Source organism: Maribellus sp. YY47, assembly GCF_023111095.1.
Classification (GTDB): domain Bacteria; phylum Bacteroidota; class Bacteroidia; order Bacteroidales; family Prolixibacteraceae; genus Draconibacterium.
In genome coordinates this window covers 18,053-33,980 of the sequence record NZ_JALGYW010000019.1, presented here as the reverse complement: position 1 = coordinate 33,980, position 15,928 = coordinate 18,053, and the positions used below count along the sequence as shown (strand labels likewise).

Here is a 15,928-nt window from a genome sequence, read left to right as displayed (position 1 = left end):
GAATGCAGCAGTCCTTCCTTTATAACGTAACATGAATAATTTTCTTTCAGTATTGGGGGGGAAATCGAATAATTTATTGGTTCACTCTCTGGGTGAAAAGAAAGTTATTTGGTTCCCGGAGATCAACAAATACTTGCTGGCAGATTCGCTAGTAGCTGAAATTGTAACAGCATTGATGGATGGCAAGGATGATCACTCAATACAGCTAGCTTGCTGCGATCGGGTTGAAACCAACGAAGAACAGGTTTCTGCTTTAATCGGGGAGGTAAGGAAAACTCTGTTCAGCCTTAGTGATTCAGCTCAGAATGGTGCAAATATGGCACCTGCGACTTTGTCCGGCTTTCTTGATGATAAGGAAGTTGTGCGTCGGTATTACAGGATAAACGATGTCGTTTTTTTTGTTGAATATGAAACTTCAAGAGCCAGTGAAATCCTTCACCCAAAATTTTCACTTTTCGAAATTGAACGGGTCGATGAGTTTGATCACAGTCTGAAAGTTTTTCACCAAAACCATACTTTTTCGTTACAGGCAGATGGAAGGGAGATCGGATCATGGGGAGAGGCTGATGATCATTTCCTGGGAGGTAAATTTTCGATGGAGATTTTACAGCAGTTGTATGGTAAAGAAGAGCATGAATGGATGGGGGTCTTTCATGCATCAGGCATTTCCGATGGCGAAAAGTGCATGATGTTTTTGGGGGATTCGGGAAGTGGTAAAAGTACTTTATCGGCCCTTTTAATGGCTGGTGGTTTGGATGTTTTATCTGATGACTTTCTTCCGGTTGAATCAAAAAGAAAGAATGTGTACCGTTTTCCAGCGGCTATCTCGTTAAAGAAAGGCGCTGTTCAAGCTTTACGGTCAATGTTTCCTGAATTGGATCATTCCGCGGAATACACGAACAAGGAGGCAAACAAAACTTTTCGTTTTCTTTCTCAAACGAATACAGAACCCGGTTGTGTGCCGTGCATAGCCCTGGTTTTTGTGACATACGAGCCCAATGCGGGCGTGCAATTAAGTCGCATGCCCAAAGAGGTCGCCTTTCAGCAACTTATCCCCGATTCGTGGATATCTCCTTCTGCAACAAATGTAAAAGGTTTTCTACAGTGGTTTGACGATCTGCCCTGCTGGAAATTGCGTTACTCGGACAATGATGCGATGGTCAAAACCGTAAAAAAGATGTTGAATGAAAGAGGTTAGCGAAACGCTTTTTTTTATTGGGAAATGTTTGAGTCTTTCGGTGCATCCCGGGCGGGCAGATGAGATCAGAAAAGTGATTCAGCGGGAAAATATTAATTGGGAACGAGTGGTGTGGCTGGGGAGCAGTCATTATGTTATTCCGGCACTTTTTGTTCAATTTCGAAATAATGGATTGTTAAATGAGCTGCCCGATGACTTGGTGGACTATTTGGCGGAAATTTATCAATTAAACTTAGCCCGAAATCTTTCCATTCAGAAGGAGGCAATTCATATAACATCAGCATTAAACTCTATTGGAATTGCACCCCTGTTTTTAAAAGGTACAGCACATGTTTTAGATGGTCTTTATTCTGATCCAGGTGAACGAATGATTGGCGATATTGATTTCTTATTACCTGAAAAAGACATATTACCAGCCGTTGAAAAACTTATAGAGCATGGTTATTTTAAATTCCATGATTTTGATGTTGACCTGATGGTAAACCACAGGCATTATCCCAGGTTAAAGAATCACAAAACCGTAGCGGCCATTGAAATCCATCGTCAACCTGTGTCGTTGAAATATAGTCGCAAGTTTAATTTCGAGGTGATTAACCGGGACAAGAAAAAATTATGCGGAGAAGGGGAAGCTTATGTTTTGTCCGATCGTAATCAGATACTTCATAATATCTTGAATGCACAAATGAACGACAATGCTTTTGTGTTGAGAAGAATTCAGTTAAGAAATAAGTATGATTTGCTCTTGTTGTCAGAAAGGGAAAGTCCCCTGGAAGCAGTAATTGAATTTGGATACTATCAAAAACAATTGAATGCTTATTTGTTTGTGGCTTCCAATGTTATGGGAGAACCCGGACAGATCAACTATGTAAACAATAAAAGCGTAAAGAGGTATTACCGCAGACTTTTGTATTTTATGAACAAGCCTTGGATGTATAAAGGCAATATCGTAATTCATTTTTTTAAGGCCAGGCTCATTCGCTATATCACATTGCCAATTAGGGCTATTTACAACAAAGCCGAACGAGAGGCACTCATTTGGAGATTAACCAATAAAAGTTGGTATGTCGCTCATTTAAAATCGTGGGGCAACATGGGTTAATGATTTTTCTTTTGGGGAAGTAGTTGATGTCTTGGGACTGTTGTTTCTAAATCATATTTTTTGCGCCGTTTCTTTCGCTGGTGTTTATCGTTTCGGGAGTGCTCGTTCAGCAGTTGGACAGGACGAGAAGAAGGTGCTGGGTAGAGAATTCTGGGGATTTAATGCTGACTGACACAACTTCTCGCAATAAATCGCAATAAGTTACCACAAGTCACTATTTTTATCGAATGGAAAAACCACTTCGAATTTTGGGGATCGACCCGGGAACCACGGTAACCGGTTACGGGCTGGTGGAAATCAGGAACAAAAAACCGGTGATCCTGCACATGGGGAACATTACGCCCGGGAAGTTCAAGGACCATTACCAGCGTCTGAAGGTTTTGCACGAGCGGGCGCTTCATTTGGTGGAGACCTATCGTCCCGATGTGATGGCGATTGAGGCCCCTTTTTACGGGAAAAACGTACAGTCGATGCTGAAACTCGGACGCGGACAGGGCGTTATTATGGCGGCAGCGCTGATGCACGGTGTTCAGATTCACGAATATGCGCCCTTGCTGGTGAAGCAGGCCATTACCGGAATGGGGCGTGCGTCAAAAGAACAGGTGGCTTATTTCCTGCAAAAAGTGTACGATCTGAAGGAAATGGAAAGTGTGCTCGACGAAACCGATGCGGTAGCGGTGGCCATTTGCCATTTTATCCAGCTGAACAAACCTCAGAAATCAAAAGAGTATAAAAACTGGGCCGATTTTATCAAAAAAAATCCTGCCAAAGTGAAGTAATTTGGATGGGTGAAGCGCTAAGGAAAAACGTGAAAACGGAACGCTGATGACAGGGATTGTAACCGTTAATCACAGATAAAAAAACAGCTGAAATCTGTTGAATCTGCGTTGTCCGCGTTCTGCTTGTTAGTTAAAGTAGATAGAAAATGAAAAAATCGATCAAGACCTTTTTAATCGTCATGGCTGTTATACTGGGTTTTGTATTTCTGCCCCCGTTTATTGCCTGGCTCAACGGAGAGGCATTCAAAGTGTCCTTGACCGAATTGCGTTATGCCGTATTTCTGGGATTACTGACACCGTCGCTGATCTGGCTCTCCTCAAAAATGAAAAGCACCTTTCTTTTTGTGGTGGTGGCCCTGGTACTTATCAGTTTAGGCGGATTTTTACTCCATCTTTTGTTTCCGAACTAACGAATCTTCGTATTCAAGTATGAAAACCTAACGAATAAAAGAACATGAAATGAGCATGAGAATAGAATTTGCACCAAACGACATGATATCTCATGCGAATTCCATCTGTTATCCAAATAATTAAAAATCTAAACAGATGAAACGACGTACCTTTTTTAAAACCAGTGCAATTAGCGGATCGGTGCTGGCTCTTTCCGGAGCAGCAGCCTGTACCGCCGGTTCTGAGCCTTTGTCAGAAAAAGTAAACCTTACCGATTTTGAGTTAAATGAAACCACGGTTGCCGAACTTCAGCAAAAAATGGAGACCGGAGAGTTAACGGCCGAAGCCATTTGCCAAAAGTACCTGGACCGAATCAAATTAGTGGATCCTATTCTCAAATCGGTGATTGAGCTAAATCCGGATGCGCTGGAGATTGCAAAAAATCTGGACGAGGAACGTAAAAGCGGGAAAGTTCGCGGACCGCTGCACGGCATTCCGGTGCTGATCAAAGACAACATCGATACGGGGGATAAAATGATGACCACTGCCGGATCGCTGGCACTGGCCGGGAACGTGGTGGGGAAAGATGCGTTTATTGTAACGAAATTGCGCGAAGCCGGTGCCGTTTTACTCGCGAAAACCAACCTGAGCGAATGGGCCAATTTCCGGTCGGATAATTCTTCGAGTGGATGGAGTGGCAGAGGCGGACAGGTGCGGAACCCTTATTTTCTGGATAGAAGTCCCTGCGGATCGAGTTCGGGAACAGGGGCGGCCATTTCGGCCAATTTGTGCGCCATCGGAATCGGAACCGAAACCAACGGCTCCATTGTTTGTCCGTCGGGAATTAACGGATTGGTGGGAATTAAGCCGACTTTGGGAATGTGGAGCCGGCAGGGGATTATTCCGATTGCGCACAGCCAGGACACTGCGGGACCCATGTGCCGAAATGTTACCGATGCTGCTATTTTACTCGGAGCACTGGCCGAAGCAGATCCGGACGATGCTGAAACACATCTGGAGAAAGGCGATATTCAAAAAGATTATACTTCTTACCTGAAGGCAGATGGGTTGAAGGGAAAACGAATGGGCATTGCAGCGCAAATGTTGCCTTCGAACAGAAAGGTGAAAGCCTTATTTGATCAGGCAGTGGCTGACCTGAAAGCAGCAGGCGCTGAAATTGTTGAGGGAATAGCGTTTGACCATCACCAAAAATGGGACTATCATTCTTACGAGGTTCTTCTTTATGAGTTTAAAATCGATTTGAATAAATACCTGGCTGAACATCCAACGGCTCCTGTGAAAAGCCTGGAGGAGATCATCGCTTTTAACAGCGCAAATGCCGATAAAGAGATGCCATGGTTTGATCAGGAAATAATGGAAGCTGCGCAGGCCAAGGGCGATTTGACAAACGAAGAGTACCTGGAAGCTTTGGCGAATTCGAAACGGTTTGCAGGTAAGGAAGGAATCGACAAGGTGATGGAAGAACATCAGCTGGATGCAATTATTGCGCAGACCAACGGTCCGGCCTGGACTATCGACTGGGTGAATGGCGATCATTTTAGCGGGGGCAGTTCTTCGCCGGCTGCTATTTCGGGTTATCCGAATATTACTGTTCCCATGGGATTTGTCGAAGGTCTTCCGGTTGGAATTTCATTCTTTGGCAAAGCCTGGAGCGAGCCTGTACTTTTGGAAATCGCCTTTGCTTACGAACAGAAAACACAACACCGAAAAGCCCCCGGATTTAAACAATCGCTGATGGAGGAATAGTTGTTTTATGTGAAAAGCATTTTCTGTTTCCGATTTCAATATCCTGAAAAATTTATACGAGGGACTTGTTCGGAGGATATTATCAAAAAAAGAATCAGACTTTAATCAGTAATGAAAACTGATGAAAAGCCTGATTCTTTTTATATCTGATGTTGGATGAGCTATCGGTTGGGTAGGGCATCAAAGTCGATAACCGGGTGGCCGGCGGTTGATGCCTTACGGTTGAACAGACTTAAGTAAGTGGTGTTTTCGTCAAAAAATCCACAGTTTTTTAATACAAAGGCTTTCTGGTTTTTACTTACGCCGCCATAATAGTCGTCGCGGCGTTTGGCCGAGGCAGTGGCATCGTAAGTAAACTTGGCATCGGTCAACTCTATCCATTCGCCTTTTTCTGTAACAATCCACTGGTTGCCGAATTCCACTTTCCGGGTCAGGTGCCCCTGCGTTGGAATAAAGTTTTCGAGAAAGGAATGTGGCCGGGTGTACCAGGTTACTTTTTGCGGACGCGAAAAAGAGGCGATCAGGCACCAGTTGTTTTGCTCCGGATCGAAAAACCACGCCGTATAAACTGTTGCTCCTTCGCGGTTTTTATCGGGATGTACACGTGTCAGGAATTTGTAAGTATTTCCGGCTTTCCAGAAATAACGCAGAAAGCTTTGTCCTCCCGAACCTTCTCCGCCAAACTCTTTCGTAATAACGTCTTTTCCTTTTCCAAGCATGTGTACCTGGGCTTCTTCGGGGATTTCATCCGGATTGTCTGTTTGAAACGGACTCCAAACCGAGAACAGAATCCGGCGTTCTTCGGGCGAATTTACCTGGATGCCGCAATAACCTTCACCAAATCCATTCACCATGTAATACGAGCCGATCACATCTTCTTTTTCGGGAACGGTGACTTCGTTGTAGAAATATTCCACGTTTCCGGCTGATTCGGGTATTTGATAGGAAAGATGAACCGACGGGCCGCGTCTTCCGAAATAAAAGTTCTCAGGCTCGCGAACAAAGGTTAACGGCTCCTGTGCCGCGTCTCCTTCAATAATAAGGTCAGAAATATCGGCAAAAACTTCGCCTGAACGCGTTTTGCCTTTAAAATCGACACGTACATGCTGATTCTCGTTTACTTTCAGCGTGGCTACTTTAAGTGTTTCCCACGACGAGCTACTAAGGCTCACCGGGTATTTTTTCCCGTTAACCGAAAGCTCAATTTCAGATTCCCCTTCCCGGGTTTTGGCTTTTATCGAAAGCTCAAGGTTACCGCCATGGCTGACTTTAAACCAGCTGCTGATCACGGCATTTTTATCGTTCCAGTTCGATATTCCGTTTTTATTGATTTCCACACCTCCCGATTCTTGGGTCACATAAGCATTGCCTCCAAGCGGTATGTTTACGGGAGGGTTTGCTGAATAGCCGTTGGCAAAAGTCAAAAAGATTAGAAAGGTAAGAACGAAGTACTTCATGTTATTTGATTGATTAATTCATGTATTGTTGCTTAGGGGAGCGAATTTACATTCTTTTTTTAATTACTACTGATGCAGACGGTGTGCGTTTGCCTTAAGCCTGAACTTTCGCGTGGTTGGAATTCGCCAGCTGACATGCAGTATTGAGGACAATTATGCGACAATTAACTCTTTTTATTTCTGTTCAAAAGAAAGCGTATCTTTGCCAAAAATTTGATGGGATGAAAGAACGTTTGTTTGGGAAGACACTCTCAGAGTTACAGGAGATCGTTGGCGGGCTGGGGCTGCCTAAGTTTACCGCTAAGCAGATTACCGATTGGCTCTATAAAAAGCAGGTCTCCTCCATTGATGAGATGACCAACCTTTCGAAGAAAGCGAGGGAACTTCTGAATGAAGGATTCGAATATGGACTGACGCCTTATACCCGGGTGCAGTCCAGTGTCGATGGAACTAAAAAGTATCTTTTCCCGACCATCCAAAATAAATTTATCGAAACCGCCATGATTCCCGAGCGCGACCGAAAAACGGTTTGTGTGAGTTCGCAGGTTGGTTGCAAAATGGGATGTTTGTTCTGTTTTACTGCCAAGCAGGGATTTCAGGGGCAATTATCGGCCGGCGAAATTGTAAACCAGATTCGCAGCATCGATGAGGTAGAAGAAGTAAGCAACATCGTTTACATGGGGATGGGCGAGCCTTTTGACAACCTGGACGAAGTGTTGAAAAGCCTTGATATATTGACTTCGGAGTGGGGGTATGCAATGAGTCCGAGACGAATAACGGTCTCGACCATCGGGATTATCCCGGGGATGCTTACTTTTCTCGAGCGAAGTGATGCACACCTTGCAGTAAGTTTGCATACACCTTTCCACCAAGAGCGTCAGAAATTAATGCCGGTACAGGTGGCTTACCCGATCGATGCCGTGGTGGAGGAAATAAAAAGCTGGGATTTTGGTCGCCAGCGCCGGGTGTCGTTTGAATACATTTTGTTTGAGGGATTGAATGATTCGGAAGCACATGTCGCAGAACTGGTTCGTCTGCTTCGCGGTTTGCGTTGCCGCATCAACCTGATCCGCTTTCATCCGGTACCGGGAACACCGCTAAAAAGTCCGGGAGAAGCTACCATTCAGCGGTTTAAGGATGCGTTGAACGACAAGGGCATATTGACGACCGTACGCGCCTCGCGGGGGCAGGATATTTATGCCGCTTGCGGATTGCTCTCGACCAAAGAGCTGGTGAAGTAAGTTTCGTTATTTCGAATTTTTACGCAACCCTTTTTCTCTCCGGAACATCTTGAAGTAAATTTAGATGAGATGAGAGTCTGTTCCATTATTTCGGTATTGTTTTTTTCGATGGTTTTGTTTTCGTGTAACGATGACAAAAATGAGAATATTGATATTTATGGTAAGTGGCAGATTGATAACCTTATGTCGCTGGAGTCGATTGCTTATCCCAAGAATAATGGATTTAGCCCCTGGATTGAATTTAAGGAGAATGGTTCTTTCGAAATAAAACTTGATGCGAATACCGGGAATGGGAGTTTTGTTTTATCGGGTGATGATTCAATTCATTTTTCAATGGTAGCGGTGACGAAAATTTGCTGCGACAGCGAATTCTCAAAAAAGTTTTTATTGATGTTGCCACAGGTAACTGGTTTTTCGTTTGAAGGAAATATGTTAAAGCTGAATGTTCCTTCCTGGGGTTGGTTCGAATTGAAGCGGATCTGAAACTCGATGGCGATTATACGGTTTTTCTCCCAATAATTCTTTTTCAGAATGCTGAACCTTTATACTGTAAATTAGGAGCCCTCCATTAAGGGACTGTCCAAAAATTTATTCTGAAAGTATGTATGAATGCGTTTTCTGAAAAGTGCTGTCCAGCTTAAAATCCAATACCAGTTTCACTACCCCGCTGTAATCCTGGATACCGCCTTCCACTTTGTTGGTTTTCAGGTAGGCATCGTTAACGGTCGATGCTGCCCGGTCGAGCTTCTCATTTCGAAGTTCCATCCAGTGTTGTCTGATCCGGTTAAAGTCCGTTTTTACTTCCGGCGAAATTTTCGCGGCAAGTTCGGGGTATTCTTTCAGTTGATAAGCCTGTCTTAAAAAATGCCTTAGTAAGTAGAGGTCAGCAGTGTAGTTGAGCGGTTTCGAGTGACTTTGCGAACAAACCAGCCAGGCATAAAAGTTGGCTTCCGCCTCGCTGGTAATTCCAAACTGATGTGCCTTTTCGTGTGCCAGTGTTACCGGATACTCAAGTGGCAAGGTATAGGTGTTGACATGTACTTCGTTAAAAAATGGACCAAAATATCCCGTTATGCCCGATTGTGCAAAAAAGTGACTAAAGGTGATCGCTTTGTCGGGCCTTTTCCCTGCCGGATAGCTGAGACGCAAAACCGGCGCAAGTTTCTGGTACGAACGTTCTATCAGCGAGTCAGTGTCCTCCGGCGTGAGACTATCGGAAGAACAGTAATTTTGGTTGGTCTGAGCAATTAGTTGGTTAACAATTGACAGAAATTCCTCTTGCGTGGGCTGCTGTTCATCAATGCCAAGTCGCTGGTTGATGTTTTGCCGGTAATAATTAAATCCCCAAAGTACATAAAACAAAATATAAAGACTGGAGAGAATAGTTAAGATAAACTTCCCTGCAAACCCGAAGGAAATTTTTCGGAAGGCAAGCAAAACCATCAATGCGGGAAGGCAAGCCAAGAGTGCAAGGTAAAACAGGTCGTCGATCGATATCGGAATCAGCGAACTTAGGGTGGAAATGCTTCCGGCCACCATCGGGTACATTCCATTCGAATACCAATTTTCCACGATCGCGGGGTGTTTGGCTGCCATTTCGGTGAAGGCAAAGCAAACGATTGCCAAAAGGGGAAATACCCACCATCTTATTGTATGTTTAAAGCCTTTTTGCATCAGATGTTTTTATGGTCCGGAAAGATAAAAAAGAAATCCGGGAGGTTCAGTTAGAGGTCCGGTTTTTCAGAAAGCCATAAAACGTTTACATGTGTATAAACTAGGGTTGTTTTATGAATTTTGCAGGAACGACGAAGCTCTGAGAAGGAAATGATGTTTTGTGTGTAAATTATCTGAAATCTTGAAGAACTTCTTGTTTAAACAAAGACGATTGTGAAAACAAATTGGTATACTTGCGATACAAATCAATAAATGCAAAATGAAGAAGTCAGTTTTCGTTGCGTTGACTTTGGTGGTATTGCTCGTACATTCTTTGGCAAAGGGAGAGTCGTACGATAAAAAAGTGATGAACATTCATAACAAAGCCATCACTGTTGATACGCATTGCGATACTCCAATGGCATTGCTGGAGGACGACTTCAATGTGGCTGCTCGCAACAAAGCACCCGAAAGCAGGGTTGATTTCCCACGAATGAAAGAAGGTGGTTTGGATGCGATATTTTTTGCAGCCTTTACCGGCCAGCGCGAACGTACGCCTGAAAATATTCAGAAAGCCTACGAAACCGCCAACCAGATGATTGAAAAAACATACGAGGAGTGCAAGAAGAACAGCGAAATGGCTGAAGTTGCAACAGAACCGGATGATGTAAACAGGATAGCCGCCGAAGGGAAACGAGCGATTTATATCGGAATGGAGAACGGATTTCCGATAGGAACAGAACTTAGTCGAGTAGAAGAGTTCTACAAAAAAGGCGTTCGTTACATTACTTTGTGTCATTCTGCCAACAACGATATTTGCGATTCCTCTGCTGATAAAAAAGGAGCTGAACATAACGGATTAAGCGCATTCGGGAAAGAGGTGGTGAAAGAAATGAACCGGCTGGGAATGATGATCGATGTGTCGCATATTTCCGACCAGTCGTTTTATGATGTGCTGGGGCTAAGCTCTGCTCCGGTAATTGCTTCGCACTCCAGCGTACGCGCCATTGCACATCATCCCCGGAATCTTTCGGATGATATGATAAAGGCTCTGGCAAAAAAAGGAGGTGTGATTCAGATTTGCATGCTTGACGATTATATAAAAGATCCGGATACGACTACCGTAAGGTTTCAGAAGGAGAACGAGTTAAGAAAGGTGTTCTCTTCAAAAGATTGGGAAACCATGAGCGACGATGATAAAGCAAAAATCAGGGCCGAATGGCGAAACCTGGATAAAAATTATCCAAAGGAATTACCAACAGTTGCTGATTTTGTGGATCATATCGATTATGTAAAAAAACTGGTTGGTATTGATTTTGTAGGCATCGGATCCGATTTTGACGGCGGTGGTGGAATCAAAGATTGTGCAGATGTGAGCGAATTTCCGCGAATTACCCGGGAAATGATGGCCCGTGGTTACACCAGCGAAGAAATTGCAAAGGTTTGGGGCGGTAATTTTTTCCGCGTATTTAACGTAATTGAAGAAAAGGCAACTAAATAACTTAATATTCTTTTTAGGACTACTCTTAGGTTTTATGTTTAGTAATGGAGCATAGGTGATTGTACGTGCGCATGCTCCGGAAAAGTACGTATGAATTTTAAATTTTTGGTTTATTGTGGCGACTGGGAGTTATGAACAGTTCCCAAAATGGGAGAATTAACAGTCGTATTTCTGGATGTATAGATTTCACAAGGTTTATGTGGATATCTTTTTCGTTCAGAAACGGTTGTGTTTGTTGATAATTATTCGTAGTTTGCCATAGTTGTAACCAGGTATAATTGGTATCGTCATAAAAAGAATTGTTGTACTAGGAGTTTTTGTCTTGCTAATTTCCATTCATTGTGGTGCGCAACAAGAACCGATTTTAACTTCTTACATGTATAATGGCCAGGTCATTAACCCGGCTTATGCCGGTATATGGGAGAAAGTCGGATTTACCACCTTAGTAAGAAAACAGTGGGCAGGTATTAACCGGTCACCTTTAACTGAGTCATTTTCTTTTCATTCACCCCTTAAAAATGAAGCCGTTGGGGTTGGACTTAATATTATGAACGATAAGTTCGGCCTCGAAAACCGCTTGAGTGTATTGGCTGACTATGCCTATGAAGTTTACCTCGACCGGCGTACCCGTTTAAGAATGGGGATTAAATTTGGGTTTCTTAACTATAAAAATCCTCTTACTGAATATAAATTATATCCCGACAATAAATACGATCATGCTTTTGCCGAAGATGTGGACCTGAAATTTCTGCCCAACTTCGGAATCGGTTTTTTCCTTTACCAAGAGTCTTATTACGCCGGATTTTCCATTCCTAAACTCGTAGAAAACGATTTAAAGGAGAATTTTCATAATTATTCAACCAGCGCCGAAGTGCGAACCCTCTACCTGACCGGCGGCTATGTTTGGCCGTTGGATCCCTTTAATTATGTGGTTTTTAAACCCACCATGCTGGTGCGTGCCACCTGGGGAACACCGCTTCAGGCCGATATCGGTGCCAATTTTATGATTCGTGAAAAACTTTGGCTCGGCATGATGTGGCGAACCGGTGCAGCTTTATGTTTTACCGGAAACTGGATGTTTAGTAACAATATTCGTGTGGGCTTTGCGATGGACGTTTCTTATACCGATATATACCCTTATCAGAATGGAACCTTTGAATTTACCGTTGGTTACGACATTGACTTTTTTGGACGCAATTATTTACGATCGAGGTACTTCTGACAGGAAAGTAAAATACAAACCCAATTTAAGAAAGATGAAAAACTTAACATTAACCAAAACAGTGAATATACAGCAGCTTCAGGCCTTCTGTAAAGCGGATGCCAACGCCTGCCGTTTTCAGTGTTGGAAGAAAAATACCTTAACGCCGGTAACGGCACAAGGCGAATAACATAGAGGTTGGCCACTTAAATCGAAAGACATTAAGTTGACTAAATTGCTAAATAGCCAAACTTGTAAATTAACTGTCGCTCTGATCGTTATTTTATCGGTATTTATAGAACCTACTTCTGTAAAGGCAGACTTGTTGCGTGCTTTTGAAGGAGGGACTGTACATTACTATTGGGGTGGTTATGAAGCATCTGTTGAAAATCAGTTTTCCGAAACTTCCGGTACCAATACCTTTTTAGACGATACCACCGGTATTGTTTGTCCGGAAGATATTTCTACCTACACCGACGTCAACTCCTGTAATGCGTTGATTAGTTCCGGTCTGGAACTGCTTGATCCAGGCAATACTCTTGCATCGCTCACCTGGCAGATGGAAGGAGCCACCGTGGGCAGTTCATCTCCGTCGGGGATTAACCAACTAACTTCGTATCTCTTTAACGAAGGAACTACTGTGGTTACTTATCAGGGGAGGGACAAATCAAATCAAGCTGTATTTTGTTCCTTTATGGTGCTGGTTGCCGACAACGAAGTGCCACGTTTAATGAATCCGCCTTCCAATATTTCGTTGGAAGCTGACCCGGGAGATTGTCACGCCGTTGTAAACTGGGCCGACCCGATTGTTTTGGACAACTGTGCCTCCCGCGACCAGATTCTGGTCGATGCCAATTACCTGCCGGGGAGCGCATTTCCTGTTGGAACTACCGAAGTAATCATCTCTTTCAGCGACGGTATGGAATACAACCGCGATGAATACTCGTTTACCGTAACGGTTACCGACGATGAAATCCCTCAAATCTTTGCTCCCCACCCGGTTTTTGTAAAATGTGGAAATCCGGTTCCCGATGCTTTTACTTCGCTGCAAGAATTTACCGAAGCCGGCGGTGTTGCTATCGACAACTGTAACATTGCTGAAGAAAGTTTTCGTTTTGTAAGCCAGAAAGCCAGCGATTTCAGTTGCCCCTATACCGTTACCCGTGTATACAGCATTGCCGACGATTATGGAAACGTTACCGAAGTGGAGCACCTGGTACATGTGACTGACAGTGACGAAATGCCGCAGGAACTTCAGGCGGAACCACAGGCAGAACCCCAGGCGGAAGCCGAGGAGGAGCTGGTATTGAAATCGGGGATGGCAACGATTTATTCTACTGGTATAGGTGGAGCCTGGAGCGAATCTTCAACCTGGGAGGGTGGAGTGGTTCCCGGCCCTGATGATGATGTTGTTATTGTAGTTGGAGCTACAGTTACCGTAAACGGTGCTGATTCCTGTTCGAATATTGAAATAGAATCTGGAGCTACATTAAATCACTCCGGAACGACTACTTTGAGTGTTTATGGCAACTGGACCAATAACGGCACTTACTCATCCGGAAGCGGTATTGTCGAATTTACGGGTTCGACAGATGCTACGATCAGTGGAAGTTCATCGACTGATTTTAATGCGTTTGTTTTAAACAAGGGAGCAGATGTATCAAGCTCGCTTGAAATAAACTCAGTGGGGGCAGTTTCATTGGGAAGCTATACATTTGCCAGTGGCCTTTTGGTCCTTACAACCGGGACTTACACTTTTAGTGATGCTTTCGATATCCCCGAGCCAGCAGGAATACATGTGAATGGAGCTACCTTAACTACAGGAGATTTTTCGATTGATAACCGAGGTCTGATTCGGATATCTTCTGGTGTAGCCAACTTTGGTATTAGCTCCGGAAATTCAGTCCAGACCATGGTAGACGGTGCATTTGAAGTTAGTGGCGGAATAGTAAACATAGCCGGGCGTCTTGAAAACTCGGCTGGAGGCTATCTCATTGATCCCACAATTCCATCAGGAATCAATATTTCAGGAGGTACAATTAACCTGGCTATGGTTGGGAATGGCCTTTCAGGAACGGGGGCTTTAAATGTTACTCAACAAGGTGCTTTTAGTTTTACTGCGGGAACGATAAATATTATTAATGCGAACAGCACAACCGGAACCGCAGTTGATTTAGCCATTGAGGAAGTGGATGGAAGTGGAACCAAAACCATAACGAATGGTATCTTTCATTTTGGAGACGGAACAGCAAACACCTACCAAATTATTAGTGCCATCGATATCCCGAATATTACGACAGCTAACCAAACCGAACTTGAAATTACCAGAACTATAGATGCTAATGGTACTTATACCTTTAACCTGAGCGATGGTTCCGGGAATGAAATTCCTGTTGAGATAACAATTACCGCAGACTCATACTCATCAGATGCTTCCATAAAAGTTACCACTACTGATGGCGTTTTTGCCACCAACGAAAGCGATATCAATTATCTATCACGCTATTGGACGGTGGATTTAACAGGTATTACAAATCCTGTTTATAGTGTTACTGCGGATTATCGTCCTGCCGATATTGTAGGAACGGAGTCTGAAATTAAGGCTGGAGCATGGAACGGAACGAGTTGGACAAAGGGAAATGTAGCTGGAGGAAATACAATTACATTTAATGGCTTAACCGGGGATCTTAACATTTCGGGAATTACGGCCGCTGATCCAACTGTAACTGCATCGGTTAATAAAAATGTGGTTTGCGAGGGAGACGATATAAATCTTGAATCGGCACCAATTGGTGATGCACCGTTTAGTTTTGCATGGAAGGGGCCAAATGGATTCACATCGACAGATCAAAACCCAACAAGGACAAATTTATCAACGACGGATGCGGGAACTTATTCTGTAACCGTAACCGATGGAAACGGTTTTACGGCAAGTGATAATGTTGCTGTTACTGTCAATACTATTCCAACAGTTTCAGCATCGCTGACAACACAGCAGGTATGTCCGGGAGAACCTATTACTCAGATTGAAATTTCCAACCCAAATAACGTGGCTGGAACTAGTTTTTCGTGGACGCGTGATAACACCACTACGCTAACAGGACTGGAAAGCGGTATAGGAAATACAATTAGCGGAATAATAAGCAGTTCCACTCCAACGGTTTTGGAGACAACCACTTTTACAATTACTGCTTCTGCAAATGGTTGTAGCTCACAAACTACGGTTGAGGTGATTGTTGGGGATGATGAAGCCCCACAGATCACTGTTTGTGCAACCGATCAGGATGTGAATGTAGATGCCGGTTCATGTGAAGGGACAGTTCCTGATTTGACAGGAAGTATAACAGCAACGGATAACTGTTCATTTACTGTAACCCAAAGTCCGGTTGCGGGAACCAAGTTTGGAAGTATCGACGGATCGACGCAAGTTGTAACGATCACAGTTACTGACCCTGCCGGCAATACAGATGACTGTACAGCTACACTGACTCTGGTTGATAATATTGCCCCACAGATCACTGTTTGTGCAACCGATCAGGATGTGAATGTAGATGCCGGTTCATGTGAAGGGACAGTTCCTGATTTGACAGGAAGTATAACAGCAACGGATAACTGTTCATTTACTGTAACCCAAAGTCCGGT

13 protein-coding genes are annotated in these 15,928 nt (G+C 43.8%); 11 read left to right on the top strand and 2 right to left on the bottom strand.

Annotated features, from left to right (window positions below):
- Positions 1-31 precede the first annotated feature (31 nt).
- The 5 genes from MR764_RS15355 (at position 32) to MR764_RS15335 (ending at position 5,233) form a co-directional block, all read left to right on the top strand.
- Entirely contained in the window at positions 32-1,198 is a 1,167-nt protein-coding gene (locus MR764_RS15355; RefSeq protein ID WP_247980325.1) for a hypothetical protein, read from the top strand.
- Positions 1,185-2,297 carry a nucleotidyltransferase family protein gene (locus MR764_RS15350; RefSeq protein ID WP_247980324.1) on the top strand — a complete coding sequence of 371 codons (1,113 nt, stop codon included), beginning with the start codon at positions 1,185-1,187 and terminating at the stop codon, positions 2,295-2,297. The genes MR764_RS15355 and MR764_RS15350 overlap by 14 nt, the downstream gene beginning before the upstream one ends.
- A gap of 227 nt (positions 2,298-2,524) precedes the next feature.
- Positions 2,525-3,076, top strand: coding sequence for a crossover junction endodeoxyribonuclease RuvC (ruvC, locus tag MR764_RS15345; protein WP_247980323.1), 552 nt, complete (start codon positions 2,525-2,527; stop codon positions 3,074-3,076).
- A 146-nt stretch (positions 3,077-3,222) separates the two neighbouring features.
- Complete coding sequence (locus tag MR764_RS15340) at positions 3,223-3,486, top strand: hypothetical protein (RefSeq protein ID WP_247980322.1); 264 nt, start codon at positions 3,223-3,225, stop codon at positions 3,484-3,486.
- Positions 3,487-3,622: 136 nt separating this feature from the next.
- Entirely contained in the window at positions 3,623-5,233 is a 1,611-nt protein-coding gene (locus MR764_RS15335; protein WP_247980321.1) for an amidase, read from the top strand.
- 161 nt (positions 5,234-5,394) lie between these two features.
- On the opposite strand, the gene MR764_RS15330 is transcribed toward MR764_RS15335, so the two are convergent.
- Entirely contained in the window at positions 5,395-6,690 is a 1,296-nt protein-coding gene (locus MR764_RS15330; RefSeq protein WP_247980320.1) for a DUF3472 domain-containing protein, read from the bottom strand.
- A 221-nt stretch (positions 6,691-6,911) separates the two neighbouring features.
- On the opposite strand from MR764_RS15330, the gene rlmN reads away from it, so the two are divergent.
- Positions 6,912-7,931: a 23S rRNA (adenine(2503)-C(2))-methyltransferase RlmN gene (gene rlmN / locus MR764_RS15325; protein WP_247980319.1), complete on the top strand. Its 1,020-nt coding sequence runs from the start codon at positions 6,912-6,914 to the stop codon at positions 7,929-7,931.
- 69 nt (positions 7,932-8,000) lie between these two features.
- Entirely contained in the window at positions 8,001-8,414 is a 414-nt protein-coding gene (locus MR764_RS15320; protein ID WP_247980318.1) for an META domain-containing protein, read from the top strand.
- A 105-nt stretch (positions 8,415-8,519) separates the two neighbouring features.
- Here MR764_RS15320 and MR764_RS15315 read toward each other — a convergent pair whose 3' ends face one another.
- Positions 8,520-9,605: a DUF3810 domain-containing protein gene (locus MR764_RS15315; protein WP_247980317.1), complete on the bottom strand. Its 1,086-nt coding sequence runs from the start codon at positions 9,603-9,605 to the stop codon at positions 8,520-8,522.
- A gap of 259 nt (positions 9,606-9,864) precedes the next feature.
- On the opposite strand from MR764_RS15315, the gene MR764_RS15310 reads away from it, so the two are divergent.
- From MR764_RS15310 to MR764_RS15300, 4 genes are all read left to right on the top strand, one after another.
- Positions 9,865-11,085: a dipeptidase gene (locus MR764_RS15310; protein ID WP_247980316.1), complete on the top strand. Its 1,221-nt coding sequence runs from the start codon at positions 9,865-9,867 to the stop codon at positions 11,083-11,085.
- Positions 11,086-11,359: 274 nt separating this feature from the next.
- Positions 11,360-12,307: a PorP/SprF family type IX secretion system membrane protein gene (locus MR764_RS15305; protein ID WP_348773086.1), complete on the top strand. Its 948-nt coding sequence runs from the start codon at positions 11,360-11,362 to the stop codon at positions 12,305-12,307.
- A gap of 34 nt (positions 12,308-12,341) precedes the next feature.
- The gene (locus MR764_RS20295) at positions 12,342-12,476 is read left to right on the top strand and encodes a hypothetical protein (RefSeq protein ID WP_282189233.1); all 135 of its coding nucleotides are present in this window, start codon (positions 12,342-12,344) and stop codon (positions 12,474-12,476) included.
- A gap of 36 nt (positions 12,477-12,512) precedes the next feature.
- Positions 12,513-15,928, top strand: a 3,416-nt coding sequence (locus MR764_RS15300) for an HYR domain-containing protein (RefSeq protein ID WP_247980314.1), incomplete at its 3' end; no start/stop codon positions are given.

Excerpts from the sequence above, each read along its gene's own strand:
- ruvC (WP_247980323.1), top strand. The coding sequence starts at position 2,525 with ATGGAAAAACCACTTCGAATTTTGGGGATCGACCCGGGAACCACGGTA.
- MR764_RS15315 (WP_247980317.1), bottom strand. The coding sequence starts at position 9,605 with ATGCAAAAAGGCTTTAAACATACAATAAGATGGTGGGTATTTCCCCTT.
- MR764_RS15340 (WP_247980322.1), top strand. The coding sequence starts at position 3,223 with ATGAAAAAATCGATCAAGACCTTTTTAATCGTCATGGCTGTTATACTG.
- MR764_RS15320 (WP_247980318.1), top strand. The coding sequence starts at position 8,001 with ATGAGAGTCTGTTCCATTATTTCGGTATTGTTTTTTTCGATGGTTTTG.
- MR764_RS20295 (WP_282189233.1), top strand. The coding sequence starts at position 12,342 with ATGAAAAACTTAACATTAACCAAAACAGTGAATATACAGCAGCTTCAG.
- MR764_RS15310 (WP_247980316.1), top strand. The coding sequence starts at position 9,865 with ATGAAGAAGTCAGTTTTCGTTGCGTTGACTTTGGTGGTATTGCTCGTA.
- MR764_RS15350 (WP_247980324.1), top strand. The coding sequence starts at position 1,185 with ATGAAAGAGGTTAGCGAAACGCTTTTTTTTATTGGGAAATGTTTGAGT.
- MR764_RS15330 (WP_247980320.1), bottom strand. The coding sequence starts at position 6,690 with ATGAAGTACTTCGTTCTTACCTTTCTAATCTTTTTGACTTTTGCCAAC.
- MR764_RS15355 (WP_247980325.1), top strand. The coding sequence starts at position 32 with ATGAATAATTTTCTTTCAGTATTGGGGGGGAAATCGAATAATTTATTG.
- rlmN (WP_247980319.1), top strand. The coding sequence starts at position 6,912 with ATGAAAGAACGTTTGTTTGGGAAGACACTCTCAGAGTTACAGGAGATC.
- MR764_RS15335 (WP_247980321.1), top strand. The coding sequence starts at position 3,623 with ATGAAACGACGTACCTTTTTTAAAACCAGTGCAATTAGCGGATCGGTG.